The organism is Micrococcoides hystricis (assembly GCF_042434215.1).
GTDB classification, from domain to species: Bacteria; Actinomycetota; Actinomycetes; order Actinomycetales; family Micrococcaceae; genus Micrococcoides; species Micrococcoides hystricis.
The window spans coordinates 186,159-203,154 of sequence record NZ_JBHLUB010000001.1; the positions used below are offsets into that span (position 1 = coordinate 186,159).

Annotated in this window: 12 protein-coding genes; 9 read left to right on the forward strand and 3 right to left on the reverse strand. The window is 59.8% G+C overall.

What is annotated here, in order from left to right; all coding sequences use genetic code 11:
- Positions 1 to 228: 228 nt before the first annotated feature.
- Together ACFFFR_RS00855 and ACFFFR_RS00860 are read left to right on the forward strand one after the other, a co-directional pair.
- Positions 229 to 1,425 carry a TerC family protein gene (locus ACFFFR_RS00855; RefSeq protein ID WP_377457368.1) on the forward strand — a complete coding sequence of 399 codons (1,197 nt, stop codon included), beginning with the start codon at positions 229 to 231 and terminating at the stop codon, positions 1,423 to 1,425.
- Positions 1,426 to 1,434: 9 nt separating this feature from the next.
- A complete protein-coding gene (locus ACFFFR_RS00860) occupies positions 1,435 to 2,742 on the forward strand; it encodes an MFS transporter (protein WP_377457370.1) in 1,308 nt (435 codons plus the stop codon).
- Positions 2,743 to 2,758: 16 nt separating this feature from the next.
- Here ACFFFR_RS00860 and ACFFFR_RS00865 read toward each other — a convergent pair whose 3' ends face one another.
- Genes ACFFFR_RS00865 through ACFFFR_RS00875 form a run of 3 tightly spaced genes read right to left on the reverse strand, consistent with a single transcriptional unit; the run spans position 2,759 to position 7,379 of the window.
- The gene (locus ACFFFR_RS00865) at positions 2,759 to 4,084 is read right to left on the reverse strand and encodes an alpha/beta fold hydrolase (RefSeq protein ID WP_377457372.1); all 1,326 of its coding nucleotides are present in this window, start codon (positions 4,082 to 4,084) and stop codon (positions 2,759 to 2,761) included.
- A 10-nt stretch (positions 4,085 to 4,094) separates the two neighbouring features.
- Positions 4,095 to 6,677, reverse strand: a complete 2,583-nt coding sequence (locus ACFFFR_RS00870) for a DEAD/DEAH box helicase (protein ID WP_377457374.1) — start codon at positions 6,675 to 6,677, stop codon at positions 4,095 to 4,097.
- A gap of 9 nt (positions 6,678 to 6,686) precedes the next feature.
- Positions 6,687 to 7,379 (reverse strand): MBL fold metallo-hydrolase, encoded by a 693-nt coding sequence (locus ACFFFR_RS00875; protein WP_377457375.1) that lies wholly within the window; start codon positions 7,377 to 7,379, stop codon positions 6,687 to 6,689.
- 100 nt (positions 7,380 to 7,479) lie between these two features.
- On the opposite strand from ACFFFR_RS00875, the gene uvrA reads away from it, so the two are divergent.
- The 7 genes from uvrA to ACFFFR_RS00910 all read left to right on the forward strand — a co-directional run bounded on the left by uvrA (position 7,480) and on the right by ACFFFR_RS00910 (position 16,892).
- Positions 7,480 to 10,371 carry an excinuclease ABC subunit UvrA gene (gene uvrA, locus ACFFFR_RS00880; protein ID WP_377457861.1) on the forward strand — a complete coding sequence of 964 codons (2,892 nt, stop codon included), beginning with the start codon at positions 7,480 to 7,482 and terminating at the stop codon, positions 10,369 to 10,371.
- An 86-nt stretch (positions 10,372 to 10,457) separates the two neighbouring features.
- Positions 10,458 to 11,126: a lysophospholipid acyltransferase family protein gene (locus ACFFFR_RS00885; RefSeq protein WP_377457377.1), complete on the forward strand. Its 669-nt coding sequence runs from the start codon at positions 10,458 to 10,460 to the stop codon at positions 11,124 to 11,126.
- A gap of 3 nt (positions 11,127 to 11,129) precedes the next feature.
- Complete coding sequence (gene uvrC, locus ACFFFR_RS00890) at positions 11,130 to 13,133, forward strand: excinuclease ABC subunit UvrC (protein ID WP_377457379.1); 2,004 nt, start codon at positions 11,130 to 11,132, stop codon at positions 13,131 to 13,133.
- A gap of 84 nt (positions 13,134 to 13,217) precedes the next feature.
- Positions 13,218 to 14,111, forward strand: coding sequence for an RNase adapter RapZ (gene rapZ / locus ACFFFR_RS00895; protein WP_377457380.1), 894 nt, complete (start codon positions 13,218 to 13,220; stop codon positions 14,109 to 14,111).
- An 89-nt stretch (positions 14,112 to 14,200) separates the two neighbouring features.
- Positions 14,201 to 15,202 (forward strand): gluconeogenesis factor YvcK family protein, encoded by a 1,002-nt coding sequence (locus tag ACFFFR_RS00900; RefSeq protein WP_377457382.1) that lies wholly within the window; start codon positions 14,201 to 14,203, stop codon positions 15,200 to 15,202.
- A gap of 9 nt (positions 15,203 to 15,211) precedes the next feature.
- Positions 15,212 to 16,192, forward strand: a complete 981-nt coding sequence (gene whiA / locus ACFFFR_RS00905) for a DNA-binding protein WhiA (protein ID WP_377457384.1) — start codon at positions 15,212 to 15,214, stop codon at positions 16,190 to 16,192.
- A 76-nt stretch (positions 16,193 to 16,268) separates the two neighbouring features.
- The gene (locus ACFFFR_RS00910; RefSeq protein ID WP_377457385.1) at positions 16,269 to 16,892 is read left to right on the forward strand and encodes a superoxide dismutase; all 624 of its coding nucleotides are present in this window, start codon (positions 16,269 to 16,271) and stop codon (positions 16,890 to 16,892) included.
- Positions 16,893 to 16,996 lie beyond the last annotated feature (104 nt).

Genomic DNA, 16,996 nt, shown 5'->3' on the forward strand with positions numbered 1-16,996 from the left:
AGGTGTCTGGCGTAGGGGAGTATCCCAAATACTGTGGACGTCAACACGTGACCGACAAGTACCTACTTGGTCGGGAACCGGACGCAGTAGCCTGCACCGAGAACAACCAGCGCAGGCGGAGAGACTTACGGTGAACAACAGTGTTGTGCTGCCGTAGTGTACCCCTGACCGGGTGGCGTGCAGCCCACACTGACGATCAAACAAGACATCTTCGACAAAGGATCTTCAGTGGATATCGGTGCTTTTGAGTGGACCATCACGCTCGTCGTGATTCTCGGTCTTCTCGCTTTCGACTTCTTCTTCCACGTGCGCAAAGCCCACGAGCCATCGCTCAAAGAGGCTGCACTCTGGTCAACCTTCTACATCGTGGCCGCGCTCCTGTTCGGCTTGGTGATCTGGTGGATGGACGGCGCAACCTACGCGACGGAATACTATGCCGGCTACATCACCGAAAAAGCGCTGAGCGTGGACAACTTGTTCGTGTTCATGGTGATCATGGGCTCCTTCGCCGTGCCCCGGATCTACCAGCAAAAAGTCCTGCTGTTCGGTATCGTCTTCGCGCTGATCTCGCGTACCGCCTTCATCCTGGCCGGCGCTTGGCTCATCAACACCTTGGCCTGGATGTTCTACATTTTCGGCTTGGTCCTGCTGCTCACCGCCGGCAACCTGCTCAAGGGCGAGATGACCGGAGACAACGCCGGGGACGAAGCGGACAACTTTATGGTCCGTCTAGCCAAGCGAGTTCTCAACACGTCCGAGGAATACGACCGGGACAAGCTCGTCACCACCATCTCCGGTAAACGCATGTTCACCCCCATGCTTCTGGTCATGGTCGCCATTGGGTTGACTGACTTGCTGTTCGCCTTTGACTCCATCCCGGCGATCTTCGGCCTGACCAATCAGGCGTACATTGTGTTTACCGCTACCGCGTTCTCCCTGATGGGCTTGCGCCAGCTGTACTTCTTGATCGACGGGCTGTTGGACCGGCTGGTCTACCTGTCTTACGGTTTGGCCATCATCCTTGGCTTCATTGGCGTCAAACTCATCTTGCACGCCCTGCATGAAAACAACCTGCCGTTCATCAACGATGGTGAGCCGGTGCCAGTGGCAGAAGTCGAAACCGGTGTATCGCTCATCGTGATCCTGGCGATCCTGACCGTGACCGTGGTGCTGTCCCTCACCAGCAAGAAGGGCCGTGCGCTGCGCGTCGTGCAAAACGCCGCCCGGTACGCCAACGAATACTTGTCCCTGCCAGCGGACGCAGATCCTACCGAGCGCGCCGTCAAGAGCGAGAAGTTCCAGCTCTGGTGGGAGCGTTCCCGAGAACTGGATGATCGCTGGGTCAACGAGCTGACAGACCACCGTGACCAATATCTAGCCTTGTTGCACAAGGCGCGAGGACAACAGATCAACGACGCTGGCTAAGATGAAGCCATGCTTGAACCTGATGAACGACGGCGGCTGCAGCGCCGCACGGTAGTTTCCCTCGCCGCCGCTCAGATCTTCTCCGGTATCGGGACCGGCTCGGCCCTTGCGCTGGGCAGCCTGATGGCCGAAGAGATCACCGGCTCCACCGCGTTGGCCGGAACCAGCTCGCTGGCGTTCTCTTTATCCGGGGCCTTATTGGGGATCCCCCTGGCACAGTTGGCCCAGCGGGTCGGCCGGCGCACCGCGTTGACGCTGGGACTTTCCTTAGCCGCAGTCGGTGCCGTGCTCATGATCGCGGCACCACTGTGGGGTTTCACCACCCTGCTTGTCGGTGCATTTCTGATCGGGCTGGGCAATGCCGCGAACCTGCAGGCGCGTTTCGCGGCGACCGACTTGGCGGCCCCCGAACGTCAGGGCCGGGATCTATCGATCGTCATGTGGTCGGTGACGGTCGGCGCCGTGGCCGGGCCAAACCTGATCGGTTGGGGCTCCCAACTAGGTGCAAGCCTAGGCTTGCCGGCCCTGTCAGGACCGTTCCTGTATTCACTGGCCGGACTGATTTTGGGGATCATCATCCTGCAGGTCGGGCTACGCCCCGACCCGTTGTTGACGGCCCGCACCTTACTGGAGCAGGGGCAACAGGCTCAACCGAACAAGACGGTGCCAAAACGGAACTTCCTGGGCGGGCTCAAAACGATCGTTGCCAGCCCCAACGCTCTACTAGCACTGATCGCGGCAACGATCGGTCACTTTGTGATGGTCGCCGTGATGGCCATGACACCGGTCTTCATGCGCGGTCACGCAGAAACAACCGCAGGCCACGATCACGCGGCGATGCCGGACACGTTGCAGCTGATCGGTGTCACGATTTCTTTGCACATTGCCGGGATGTACGCGCTCAGCCCGCTCATGGGGTGGCTGGTTGACCGGTGGGGCCGTCGTCAAACCATTTTGCTTGGGCACGTCACACTCGTGGCCGCGACCCTCTTTGCAGGTCTGGGCAGAGAGAACACCGTGTTGTTGGTGATTGGTTTGTTCCTACTGGGTCTGGGCTGGTCCGCGTCCATGGTGGCAGCCTCTGCACTGATGGGCGAGGCCGTGGCCGCTCAGGTGCGACCCACCGCGCAAGGCAGTCTGGACTCCATGATGAACTTCGCTGGCGTGGCAGCTGCGGGCCTATCCGGTGGGCTGATGACGCTGACCGGGTTCCTCGGGCTCAACCTGATTTCCGGGGCACTGTCCGTCGGGGTGGTGCTCATCGTGTTCGTGGGCCTGCTGAAACTGCGAGCACCAGCCAGCCCGCAGCTGAGCTAGCCTCGGGCGTTGACGCTTAAGCCTCGTGCGGCATCTTGGCCATCGCCGCCAAGGTGGTGAAAATACGCTGACCGTCCGCGCGCAGCCCGTCATGATGGTATTCATCGGTGACCCACACTTGAAGATTTGGGATGGCTTGGGCGGTCCGCAACGACAAGTCAATCGGTACATAGATATCGTCCGGGTAGGCTGCAGCGGCGGCCGGGACCGTGTTCTTGGCAAGTTGGTCGGGATCGTAAAGTGGGTCCCAATCATCTTTCTCGGCGAGGATCTGCGCCGCCTGGCGTAATGGCCGTAACGCCGGATCGGCCTCGAAGAAACTAGGCATGATGTGCTCGCCTGTCGGGAGCAGGTCTGTCGCATCCGCGGCGAAGTCCGGCAGCTGCGCACGCACGCGGTCCGCTGCCCAGCCGGTCGGACCGGTGCCGGGTTGACCGTAAATGGATTCGTGCAACACCGCGTAGAGCGGGTTACGGTAAAAGCTGACGGTCTCGGCCACCACCGCACGGAAGTATTCGGAGATTTCTCCCTCTGGTAAGAAAGCTCTCTCCAGCAGATAGTGCAGTTGATCAACCCGTGTATTCCCGCCAAGGAACATCCCGAGCATCTGCAGCCGCTCGACTGTGAGGGTTTCGCCGGTAGGCAGGAGCACATCGTCATGTTGGACACGCTCGCGCAGATCATTCAGGATCTGCTGGTCCTGCGGGTACCAAGACAGGTATTCTGCCCACCGTTTGCGAATCAGATCGTAGGTACGTTCGTAGACGTCGGCAGCTGAGGACTCAATGCCGCTGAGCCCGCCGGTGATGAGGGACCCAGCCAGTGACTCGGGAGCTAGGGAAAGGTACGTCAGCGTGCAAAACCCGCCAAAACTTTGGCCGAGTGTGTACCACCGCTCAATTCCTAAGAGTTGGCGAATGGCTTCGGCATCTCGAACAATGTTGTCCGCCCGGAAATGGGTGAGATACCGCGCCTGATCGGCGGCACCACCAAGACTCAGCAGCGAGGTGGTGGTTGCCGGGGTCGATAGTCCTGTCCCGCGCTGATCCAGCAACAGCACCCGATACGTCTTCAGGGCCGTAGCTAGCCACCCACCGGCAGCGGGGCGCGGAGATTCGAACCCTGGACCACCTTGCAAGTAGAGCAGCCACGGCCGCTGAGCAATCTCTGTACTTGGTTCAACGGAGACTAGTTCCCGGGCGAAGACAGTGATGCGCGCACCGTCCGGGTCGGCGTAGTCCACGGGCAGCGAGAAGAAGTGCTTGGTCGAACGTACATTGTCCCGGACCGTTTCTTCGACCGAGTTCAACACTGTGCCGGTATTGGTTCGGTGATGGTACATGGCTACTTCCTTACAGGTCGTCGACGAAACCGACATGCGTGACGGCAATGACTGGTTCGCCGGCTGCATCTGAGGCGTCTAGATCTACCGTGGCGTGGATACCGAAATCGAGGTTGTCATCGGGGTCTACGATGATTTGGCGAACCTTCCACACACGCGGCTGGGTCTTGTCGATGATCAGGTATTTTTCACTGCGGGCCGCAGGTGAATCGTCAAGGTCCTCGTAGACATCGAAGTAGTCATCGAGTGCGTCGGCCCACGCGTCAGCATCGAAGCCGTGCGAACCGTCGAGTGCACCCAATTCCCGGTCTTTTTCGGCACCGAAGAGCTGGACTCGGCGGAACAGGGCATTGCGGACCATGACAGTGAAGGCCCGGACGTTGCTGGTCAATGGTGGGTCGGCCGGTGCAATTTCGGGATTGTCGTGTTCGTCTTTGAGCTTGGCCAGATCCCCGGCATTGAGTTCTTCCCATTCGTGCAGCAGTGAGGAGTCCGTGCTGGTCACGATCTGTTCCAACCACGTCAGGATGTCTTCAAGCTCTTCGGTCAGTGCAGCTTCAGGCATGGATTGGTGGAGAGCTTTATGCGCGTCCGTGAGGTACCGGAGCAACACACCTTCTGAACGGGCGAGTTTGTAATGCTGAATGAAGTCGGAGAAGCCCATGGCCTGTTCAAACATGTCACGGACAACCGATTTGGGACTGACCTCAAAGTCCTTCAACCACGGCGCGCCTTCGGAATAGATCGCGAACTGTTGTTCGAGCAATTCCCCGAGCGGTTGCGGGTAGCTGAGGGAATCGAGAACATTCATGCGTTCGTTGTAGTCAGCCCCTTCAGCGCGCAGCCGCCCCATGGCCTCATCCTTGACCTTCCGTTCCTGCGCAATGAGCACTTGCCGCGGTGGTTCTAAGGTAGCTTCGAACACCGAGACAGCGTCCAAGGGGTAGCTGGGGGAGTCTTTGTCGAGTAGCTCCAACGCCGCAATCGCGAAGGGGGACAGGGGCTGGTTGAGGGCAAAGTCCAAGGGCAACTCGACCGTGAGATCTACCGTTCGACCGTAAGGGTCCGGCTCATCCAGTTTGACCAAGACACCGGTGGCCAACAATTCCCGGAGAATGCCCAGCGCTTGGCGTAGCAGATTCGCCTTGTTGGCCTTGGTCTCGTGGCTGCGATCGACAAGCCGACGCAACGCCCGGATCGGGTCCTCGTCTCGCTCCAGCAAGTTGAGCAGCATGGCGTGGGACATCTTCATCCGGGAGACGAGCGCCTCCGGTTCAGATGCCACGAGTTTCTCGAACGTCTTCTCGGACCAAGAAAGGAACGAAGATGGCGGTTTGACCCGGGTGACGTTACGCAGGGACTGGTTGATCTTCTTCTCGTCATTGCCGTGCCGGGCTTGAGCCTTGGCCATGGCTTTCTCGACGGCCTTTTTGTTCTCCACCACGTGTTCTGGCGCCATGATGACGGCGGTGCCGCTGGTGTCGAATCCGGCGCGTCCGGCACGACCACAGATCTGGTGGAACTCGCGTGCGTTAAGGTGGCGGGTGCGTTTGCCATCGAATTTACTAAGGGCCGTGAGCACCACGGTGCGGATGGGGACGTTGATTCCGACCCCTAGGGTGTCGGTACCGCAAATAACTTTGAGCAGTCCTTGCTGCGCCAGTCGTTCCACCAGCCGGCGGTACTTGGGCAGCATGCCCGCATGGTGCACACCGACTCCGGCGCGCAGCATTTTGGACAGGGTCTTGCCGAAACCGGCGGCGAACGTGAATTCCTGCAGCTGCTCGGCGATCTTTTCTTTTTGCTCTTTGGAGATGATTGCCACGGACATGAGCGTCTGTGCACGCTCCACAGCTTCTAGTTGCGAGAAATGCACGACGTAGATGGGCGCTTGGTTTGTCGAGGCTAGTTCGACCAAGGTGTCCTGGACCGTTTCCTCGCGGTATTCAAACAGCAGCGGAATGGGGCGATCAGCGTGGGCTACCGTGGTGGTCTCTCGCCCGGTGAACTCGGTCAGCTCTTCTTCGAACCGGGTGACGTCGCCTAGGGTCGCACTCATGAGCAAGAACTGTGCCTGCGGCAGCTCCAGCAGCGGAACCTGCCACGCCCACCCACGGTCTGGTTCGGCATAGAAGTGGAACTCATCCATGATCACCGGACCAACTTCAAGGTCCTTGCCTTCGCGCAGCGACGCCAACGCTAAGATCTCTGCGGTGCAGCAGATGATTGGGGCCTCGGTGTTGATCGCCGAGTCACCGGTGATCATCCCGACGTTGTCCGCACCGAAAATGTCGATCAGATCAAAGAACTTCTCGGACACCAGTGCCTTGATGGGGGCGGTGTAGTAGCTGCGCTGGCCGGTTGCGGTCGCAAAGAAATGTGCGGCGATCGCGACCATCGACTTACCGGAACCGGTCGGAGTCGCCAGAATGACGTTGTTGCCCTGGACCAGTTCAAGGACGGCTTCTTCTTGGGCCGGGTAGAGCGTGAGCCCGCGGGAGCCCACCCAGGAATTGAACGCGTTGAAGAGCTCGTCTGGGTCAGTCGTTTCGGCAGGGAGAGAATCGAGAAGCGTAGGGTGTGTTTGGGTCATGGGTTGTGCTTACCAGCCGCGCTCGCGCCACTGCGGCAACGACGGGCGTTCGGCGCCAATGGTGGTCGGGTCGCCATGGCCCGGGTACACGGGACTGGCATCCGGGTAGACATCGAAGAGTCGAGACTCGACATCATCAAGGAGCTGGTTGAAACGGGTGCTGTCATTCCACGTGTTTCCAACACCGCCGGGAAACAGGCTGTCAGCGGAGAAGATGATGGGGGCATCGTCACGACCATCACGCTCGGACTCTGGAGCATAGACCAGAGCCAACGAGCCGGGGGTGTGGCCGCGCAATGCGATGACCCGTAAGGGAATATCCCCAAAGACTGCTTCTTGGCCGTGCTCCAGATGCTCTTCGGTCGGGACCGGGATCTCTGGGGCGTCCTCCACCGACGCGTAGGTCCGGGCCCCGGTGGCTTCTTTCATTTCGGCCAAGGCACGTACGTGGTCCCAATGGGAATGGGTGGTGATAATGGCCACCACACCAGCAGCCTCCACACCTGGATCCACGTCCTGATCGGCTGCTGTTTCCAGCATTGCGCTGATCGCGGAGGCGTTATCAGCAGCGTCAATAAGTACTTGGGCTCCGGTAGGCTTAGAGGTAAGCAGATAGATGTTGTTCGACATCTCGGAAACCACGAGACGGCGGATCACCACGGCGTTGGAAGAGTAAATTACCTGCGATTCTGGTGTGCTCATGCTCATAGGTCCAGCTTAGCGTTACCCGTAGTATTAACAACGTTTCTGCTTTTTTCCGGGAAGTCAGGAGTCTTACATCACCGTGAACAGGAATACCACTGTGCTGCAGCCGGCCTCAACGGCACCCAAAGCGGTTGCACGCGATCAGATTCAGGTCCAGGGCGCTCGCGAACACAACCTGAAGAATGTCGATGTCACGATCCCGCGTGACGCGCTTGTGGTATTCACCGGCTTGTCCGGTTCCGGGAAGTCCTCGTTGGCATTCGACACGATCTTCGCCGAAGGTCAACGCCGCTACGTAGAATCGCTTTCCTCGTATGCGCGAATGTTCTTGGGCCGTGTCGACAAACCGGATGTGGACTTCATTGAGGGGCTCTCACCGGCGGTGTCGATCGATCAAAAGTCGACCAACCGTAACCCCCGTTCCACGGTCGGCACCATCACCGAAGTGTACGACTACATGCGTTTGCTGTGGGCCCGCATTGGTATCCCGCACTGTCCGGTCTGTGACGAGCCGATCGCCAGCCAAACACCCCAGCAGATCGTTGACCAGCTCCTCCAGTTCGAAGAGCGCACGCGCTTCCAAGTGCTGGCCCCGGTCGTCCGTGCCCGCAAGGGCGAATTCGCCGACCTGTTCAAAGACCTGTCCGCCCAAGGCTTCTCTCGGGTCATCGTGGACGATGAAATGCATCAGCTCACGGACCCACCCAAACTTGAAAAGAACTTCAAACACACCATCTCCGTGGTCGTGGATCGCCTAGTCATCAAGGACGGCATCCGGCAACGACTGACCGACTCGGTCGAGACCGCCTTGCGGCTAGCTGACGGTCGGGTCGTGATCGACTTGGTGGATCTGGACCAGGACGATGAGGGCAAGTACCGATCCTTCTCGGAAAACCTTGCGTGCCCCAACGAGCACCCGCTGCAAATTGACGAGGTCGAACCGCGTTCCTTCTCCTTTAACAACCCTTATGGCGCCTGTGAGGTGTGTTCGGGTATTGGTTCCTCGTTGGAAGTTGACGCCGAGCTCGTCGTTCCGGACCCGGAGAAGACTCTGGCCGAAGGCGCGATCGCTCCGTGGTCACTGGGTAAAGCCACCTCCGAGTACTGGGGCCGGTTGCTGACCGGTCTGTCGGATGAGCTCGGCTTCGACATGAACACTCCGTGGAAGAAGCTGCCCAAGAAGGTTCAGAAAGCCATCTTGGAAGGCAAAGACTACAAGGTCAAGGTTCAGTACCGGAACCGATTCGGTCGGGAGCGGATCTACGCCACCGGCTTTGAAGGTGTCATCCGGTACATCAAGCGCAAACACGGGGAAACCGAATCGGATTCGACCCGCGACCGGTACGAGCAGTACATGCGCACGATCCCGTGTGCTGCCTGTGACGGTGCCCGACTCAACCCGGCCTCCCTGTCGGTACGCATCGACGGACTGAATATTGCCGAAGCTTCCCGGTTCCCGTTGCAGGAATCCATCGACTTCTTGGAGTCGCTGAAACTCAGCGACCGCGACGCGAAGATCGCCGACCAAGTCTTGAAAGAGATCCTTGCTCGGCTCCACTTCCTGGTGGACGTCGGACTCGAATATCTGAACCTCGAGCGACCTGCGGGAACGCTCTCCGGTGGCGAAGCCCAGCGCATTCGCTTGGCCACCCAGATCGGTTCCGGGCTGGTGGGTGTACTCTACGTGCTCGACGAGCCCTCCATTGGGTTGCACCAACGTGACAACCGCCGCCTGATCGAGACCTTGATCCGGCTACGGGCACTGGGCAACACTCTGATCGTGGTCGAACACGACGAAGAGACCATCGCAGAAGCCGACTGGATCGTCGATATCGGACCCGGGGCAGGGGAGTATGGTGGCGACATCGTCTACTCTGGGCCGGTCAAAGGACTGCCGAAGGCCAAAAACTCGATCACAGGTGATTACATTGCCGGCCGACGCAAGATTGAGATCCCACAGCAGCGCCGCCCGGTGGATCCAAAGCGCCAGCTGACGGTGGTCGGCGCTCGCGAAAACAACCTGCAAGACGTCACGGTCGATTTCCCGCTAGGGGTCTTCACCGCGGTCACCGGTGTGTCCGGATCCGGCAAGTCGACGCTGGTCAATGAAGTCCTGTACAAGGTGTTGGCGAACAAGCTCAACAACGCCAAACAGGTCCCCGGTCGGCATACGCGTGTGAACGGTCTGGAACACCTGGACAAGGTGATTCACGTAGACCAGTCCCCGATTGGGCGCACACCACGGTCCAACCCCGCCACCTACACCGGGGTGTTTGACCACATCCGCAAACTGTTCGCCGAAACGAACGACGCCAAGTTGCGCGGCTATCAGCCCGGACGGTTCTCCTTCAACATCAAGGGCGGACGCTGCGAAGCCTGCTCCGGGGACGGAACCTTGAAGATCGAAATGAACTTCTTGCCCGACGTGTACGTTCCTTGCGAGGTCTGCCACGGTGACCGTTACAACCGGGAAACCCTCGAAGTGCGGTACAAGGGCAAGAACATCGCCGAGGTGCTGGACATGCCGATCGACGAGGCCGCCGAGTTCTTCTCCGCTTTCCGTCCGATCGCCCGACACCTGAACACACTCGTGGACGTGGGCCTCGGCTACGTTCGGCTCGGGCAACCTGCCACGACGCTCTCCGGCGGTGAAGCCCAGCGCGTCAAGCTGGCCACAGAACTCCAGAAACGTTCCAACGGTCGCAGCATCTACGTGTTGGATGAGCCAACCACCGGCCTGCACTTTGAAGACATCCGCAAACTACTGTTGGTGTTGCAGGAGTTGGTGGACAAGGGCAACACGGTCATTACGATCGAGCACAACCTTGATGTCATCAAGTCCGCTGATCACGTGATCGACTTGGGCCCCTCCGGTGGTTCCGGCGGCGGAATGATCGTCGCGACCGGTACCCCGGAAGAAGTCGCGCAGAACAAGGACTCCTTCACCGGACAGTTCTTAGCTGAGATCTTCGCCAAAGCAGGCAACTAGCACCCGGCCCTACCCGGCTCTGCGCCGGGCCCTGACCTAGAATGGGCTGGAGAGTACTGAAAAATCATGATGAATGGAGACCGTCGGTGCGTGAGAACAACCCCACTCGGTTGCTGGTCCGCGGATCATTAAAGGCACTGTGCCGTCCGCAGATCCTCGGGGCAGAAAACGTACCCACTGAAGGCGGCTTCATCGTTGCCTCCAACCACCTGTCCTTCTTAGACAGTGTCATCATCCAGGCGTTGCTGCCGCGCACCGTCTCCTTCTTCGCGAAGGCCGAATACTTCAACCAGCCGGGCGTGAAAGGCAAAATCTCAAAGAGTTTCTTCGAGTCAGTCGGTTCCATCCCCGTCGAACGTGGGCAACAAGCGGCAAGCGTGAACGCCTTGAAATCACTGGTCGAAATCATTGAAGCCGGCCGTGGCGTCGGGATCTACCCCGAAGGCACACGCTCACGCGACGGCAAACTCTATCGGGGACGTACCGGTGTGGGCTGGCTCGCCCTGAGCACCGGTGTGCCGGTGGTGCCAGTCGGGCTGATCGGAACAGAGAAATTGCAGCCGGCGGACGCGAAGATCATCAAACCGCGATCGTTCACGCTCAAAGTCGGCAAGCCACTCCAGTTCGAACACCTCGGTCCTAAACACCCTTTGCCGGTGCGCCGTGAGGCCACCGACCAGATCATGGATGCCATTGCTGAACTCACCGGCCAAGAACGGGTAGAACACTACAACTCGGCGCCAGGAGTCGCCTAGCACGTGGCCGATCCAGCCAGCTACCGTCCAGCCCCCGGAACCATTCCGACCGAACCGGGGGTCTACCGTTTCCGGGATGCCCATGACCGGGTGATCTACGTGGGCAAAGCCAAGAGCCTGCGTTCTCGGCTGAACAGTTACTTCACGAACCCGGCCCTCTTGCCACCCAAAACCCACGCCATGGTCCACACCGCGGCCCGTGTGGAATGGACCATCGTCGGCTCCGAGCTGGAAGCGCTCCAGCTCGAATACACGTGGATCAAAGAGTTCACCCCACGGTTCAACATCATGTACCGGGACGACAAGTCCTACCCGTATTTGGCCGTCACGATGAACGAAGCCTTCCCCCGCGTTCAGGTCATGCGCGGTGACCGGCGCAAAGGTGTCAAGTATTTCGGCCCGTTTTCACCGGTCAAAGCAATCAGGGAAACCGTAGACACGATGCTGCGCGTGTTTCCCGTACGCACCTGCTCTGCCGGTGTGTTCCGCCGGGCCGAACGTGCCGGCCGACCCTGCCTGTTGGGCTACATCGACAAGTGCTCGGCCCCGTGCGTCGGCAACATCAGCCAGGAAGATCACTACGCGTTAGCCGAAGACTTTGTGGCCTTCATGTCCGGGGACGCGCGTCGTTTCGTCCGCCAACTCGAAACCCAGATGAAAGACGCGGTTGCCGAACTCGACTACGAATCGGCTGCCCGGTACCGGGATGACATCCAAGCGCTGCACAAAGTCTTCGAACGCAACACGGTGGTGCTCTCCGAAGATACCGAGGCCGACATTTTTGGCTTGGTCGAAGATGAGCTCGAGGCCGCCGTCCAGGTGTTCCACGTCCGCGGCGGGCGCATCCGTGGCCAACGCGGCTGGGTCGTGGAAAAAGTCGATGACACCACCGAAGGCCAGCTCGTGGAACAACTCTTGCAGCAGGTCTACGGCGGGCTCGATGACACCTCACGCATTCCACGGGAGGTGCTGATCCCATTCGCGCCCACCAACCCGAAAGACATCAGCACCTGGTTGACCGGTCTACGTGGCGCGAACGTGTCCGTTCGGGTTCCGCAGCGTGGCGACAAAAAGGCGTTGCTGGAAACGGTCGTGGAAAATGCCGAAGCCGCCTTGAAACTGCACAAGGTTAAACGGTCCGGGGACATCACCAACCGGTCGCTGGCCATCCAAGAGCTGCAGGAAGCGCTCGGTATGGAAGAACCACCTCTGCGAATCGAATGCTTCGACATTTCCCACGTTCAGGGCACCAACGTGGTTGCCTCGATGGTGGTCTTCGAAGATGGGTTACCGAAGAAACGTGACTACCGAAAATTCAACATCTCCGAAGAGGGCTCCCGAGACGACACAGCGTCCATGTTCGAGGTCATCACACGGCGTTTCGCCAACTATTTGCGTCAGCGGGCCAAGACCGCGCACCCGGTGCTCGAACACGCCGACGAACAGGCCGCGGACGCTACTGACGAGACCTTGGGCCAGCACGAAGCGGAACTGGAAGAGAAGAACGACAAGTTCGCCTACCCGCCGTCCCTCGTGGTGGTTGATGGGGGACAGGCCCAAGTCAGTGCCGCCAACCGGGCCCTTGAGGAGCTGGGACTCGACGCAGAAATCACGGTCGTGGGCCTAGCCAAACGGTTGGAAGAAATCTGGCTCCCCGAAGACCCGTTTCCGGTCATTCTGCCGCGCTCCTCGGAAGGACTCTACCTCTTACAACGGGTCCGGGACGAAGCCCACCGGTTCGCCATTACCGCCCACCGCAGCAAACGCAGCAAAGCGATGATCGGCTCCGAACTGGATCTGATACCGGGCTTAGGCGCGACCAAACAAAAAGCGCTGCGGGCCCACTTCAAGTCCATGAAACGGATCCGGGCCGCCAGCGTGAGCGAACTCCAAGAAGCCCCCGGCATAGGTCCCAAACTTGCCCAGACCATTCACGACCATTTCGCCTCAGCCGAGAAAACTGTCGCCGTGAATATGACCACCGGGGAAGTACAGGAAGAGTCCTAAGGCACTTAGTTCGATAAACTGACATTCGATGAGGCCTAACACGCCTTACTACCGACGCCAACACTAGGGAGTACAGGTACTTTCATGACGGACCCACTGAGCCCGGTCAAACCCAACGAGTCAGAAGTGTTGATCGTCACCGGTATGTCTGGTGCCGGCCGCACCACAGCTTCCCACGCACTGGAAGACCTCGGTTGGTACGTGGTGGAGAACATCCCTCCAGAGCTGATCGGCACCCTGCTCGATTTTGTCTCCCGAACCCCCGGAGCCGTGCCCAAACTGGCCATCGCCATGGACGTGCGTTCCAACACCCAGTTCTCCGATGTCATGGAATCGCTGAACACGCTGGCGGCCAATGGCATCGAATACCGGGTGCTCTTCATGGACGCAGCCGACGAGGTACTGGTACGCCGTTTCGAACACGGCCGGCGCCCGCACCCACTCCAAGGGGATGGCCGGATCGTTGACGGGATCACCCGGGAACGGGACGTGTTAGCCGCCCTGAAATCCAACGCAGACGTTGTCCTAGACACCACCGACCTGAATGTCCATGCGCTAGCCCGCGCCATCAACGAGCTATTCTCCGATGAGGGCCCCATCACCTTGCGGGTGAACATCATGAGCTTCGGGTTCAAATACGGTGTCCCCAACGACGCCAACTTCATGGCCGATGTCCGCTTCATTCCGAACCCGCACTGGGTCCCGGAGTTGCGTCCCTTCACCGGATTGGACGCGGCCGTGGCCAAATTCGTCCTCAAAGACGAAGGCGCCGAAGAGTTCGTGAACCGGTACGCCGAAATGCTAGAACTCGTTTTCGAAGGCTACCGCCGAGAAAACAAACACTATGCCACCATCGCCATCGGCTGCACCGGTGGCAAACACCGTTCCGTGGCAGTCTCAGAAGAACTGTCCCGCCGCCTGCGCCAGTTGCCAGGCCTGACCGTCAACGTCACCCACCGAGACCTTGGCCGCGAGTAAGAAAACAGCCCCTACCCGTGTACTACACCAACAAGATTCCTCTCGTCCCACCGCAGGGAGCAAACGGCCTACCATGGTCGCGCCGCCCCATGGACCGCACCCAAGTGGTCGCCATGGGAGGCGGTCATGGACTCTCAGCCACACTGTCCGCACTGCGCCTGATCGTCCGTGACCTCACCGCAGTCGTAACCGTCGCCGACGACGGTGGTTCCTCCGGCCGTATCCGCCAAGAACTGGACGTGCTGCCACCGGGGGACTTGCGGATGGCGCTAGCGGCACTCTGTGACGACACCGATTGGGGACGGACTTGGCGTGATGTCATGCAACACCGCTTCAAATCCAACCCGGACTCAGCAGCTACCCTAGACAACCACGCGCTGGGCAACCTCCTCATCGTCACCTTGTGGGAGCTTCTGGGTAACCCGGTGGACGGGCTGCGCTGGGCCGGGGCCCTGCTCGGGGCCCGCGGACAAGTACTGCCGGTCTGCTGCCAACCGCTGGTCCTAGAGGGGGACATCCTCTCCGAGACCGAGGACGGCAAGCTCTACCGCCGCACCGTGACCGGACAAGTGAAATTGGCCGAAGCGGCCCGGGCCGGTGCCGTGTCTAATGTGCGCCTGATCCCAGAAGATGTGCCGGTCACCCGGGAAGTGCTCGAAGCCGTTGATCTGGCCGACTGGGTTATCCTCGGCCCAGGTTCCTGGTACACCTCCGTGCTTCCGCATTTGCTGTTGCCACAAATGCAGCAGGCGCTGGCCACCACGACCGCGCGCAAAGCAGTGGTTATGAACTTGAAGACCGACACGCACGAGACCGTCGGGATGGGGGCCGCGGACCACCTGAAGGTGCTCTCCACGTACGCCCCAGATTTGCGGCTGGATGTCATTTTGGCCGACCCGGATGTGGTTTCGGATCACGCAGAATTTGCCGAGGCCGCCAGCCAGCTCGGTGCCGAAGTGCACTACTTCCGGGTGCACTCCCATCACGACCAGTCGGTCCACGAGCCGCTCCGGTTGGCCAATGCCTTCCAAGACATGTTTGATAGATTCTCCACGGACACGCTCCGCCCTCCTCAAAACCAAAAGGACTGATCACACCTCATGGCCCTGACTGAAGCGGTCAAAGAAGAGCTTTCGCGCTTGGAAGTTCAGAAGCCCTCAGAACGCCGTGCCGAACTGGCAGCGTTCTTGCGGTTCGTTGGCGCGCTACGCCTCGTGAACAAGACCATCATCATTGAAGCCGATGTTGACTACGCGGCGACGGCCCGACGCATGCGCGCCACGATCCAAGACATCTTCGGCTACAGCTGTGACATTGTGCCGACCACCGGGCAGGGGTTGCGTAAGGGGAGACGCTACCTGCTCCGCGTTGTCCGGGACGGTTTGGCCCTGGCCAGGCAGACAGGCCTACTGGATGGACGGGGCCGTCCAGTGCGTGGCTTGCCATCATCGATCGTCAACGGCACGGTAGCCGAGGCGGCTGCCGCGTGGCGCGGGGCCTTCCTCGCTCATGGATCATTGACGGAGCCGGGACGCTCCAGTGCCTTGGAAATCACCTGTCCCACCCCGGAATCAGCTCTCGCGTTGGTCGGGGCCGCCCGCCGCTTTGACTTGGCCGCCAAGGCAAAGGAAGTCCGTGCGGTGGACCGGGTGTCGCTGCGTGATGGGGATGCGATCGCGGCACTGTTGACTCGCATGGGGGCCCACCAGACCGTTCTGGTGTGGGAGGAGCGCCGGGTCCGCAAAGAAGTCCGCGCTACCGCGAACCGACTGGCTAACTTTGACGACGCCAATTTGCGCCGCTCCGCGCAAGCGGCCGTCGCCGCCGGGGTCCGCGTCCAACGCGCGCTGGAAATCTTGGGCCCGGATGCCCCGGAACACCTCAGCTACGCCGGTAAGTTACGCGTTGAGCATAAGCAAGCTTCCCTTGATGAACTTGGCCGCTTGGCTGAGCCACCCTTAACAAAGGACGCGATTGCTGGCCGCATCCGTCGCCTGTTGGCGATGGCCGACAAACGTGCCGCCGAACTTGGTATCCCCGGCACGGAAGCTTCCGTTACGCCGGACATCTTTGAGCAATAGCTTCAAAGGTGCCTAGGATAAGACAAGACAGGTGAGAACAAGATTTCTCGCTTGAGACATCTAGAGAGGATCAAAGATGGCTAAATTCACCCTGCCAGAACTCGACTACGCTTACGATGCTCTGGAGCCACACATCTCCGCACGCATCATGGAACTGCACCACTCCAAGCACCACAACACCTACGTAACCGGTGCCAACACTGCTCTGGAGAAGATGGCAGAAGCTCGTGAGGCTGGCAATGCCGCCGACGCTGCTAAGTTCTCCAAGGACCTGCAGTTCAACTTGGGCGGTCACACCAACCACTCCATCTTCTGGAAGAACATGTCTCCAAACGGTGGCGGCAAGCCAGAGGGCGACCTCGCTGCCGCTATCGACGAGAACTTCGGTTCCTTCGACGCTTTCCAGGGCCAGTTCAACGCTGCAGCCACCACCATTCAGGGCTCCGGCTGGGCCATCTTGGCTTACGAGCCAATCGGCGGCAACCTCGTCATCGAGCAGATGTACGACCAGCAGCAGGGTGTGCCAGTGGCCACCATTCCACTGCTGATGCTGGACATGTGGGAGCACGCCTTCTACCTCGACTACCAGAACGTCAAGCCTGACTACGTCAAGGCTTGGTGGAACGTCGTGAACTGGGAAGACGTTGCAGCTCGTCTGGATGCCGCTAAGAACGGTGCTTCCAAGCTGGTCAACCTCTAAACAGCTTCCGCGCTAAATAACTTCAACGCCTAAGACCAAGGCCGGTGCCACCCCGAAACAATCGGGGGCACCGGCCTTGCCTTTTTTGTGTGCCATTCCCTGCG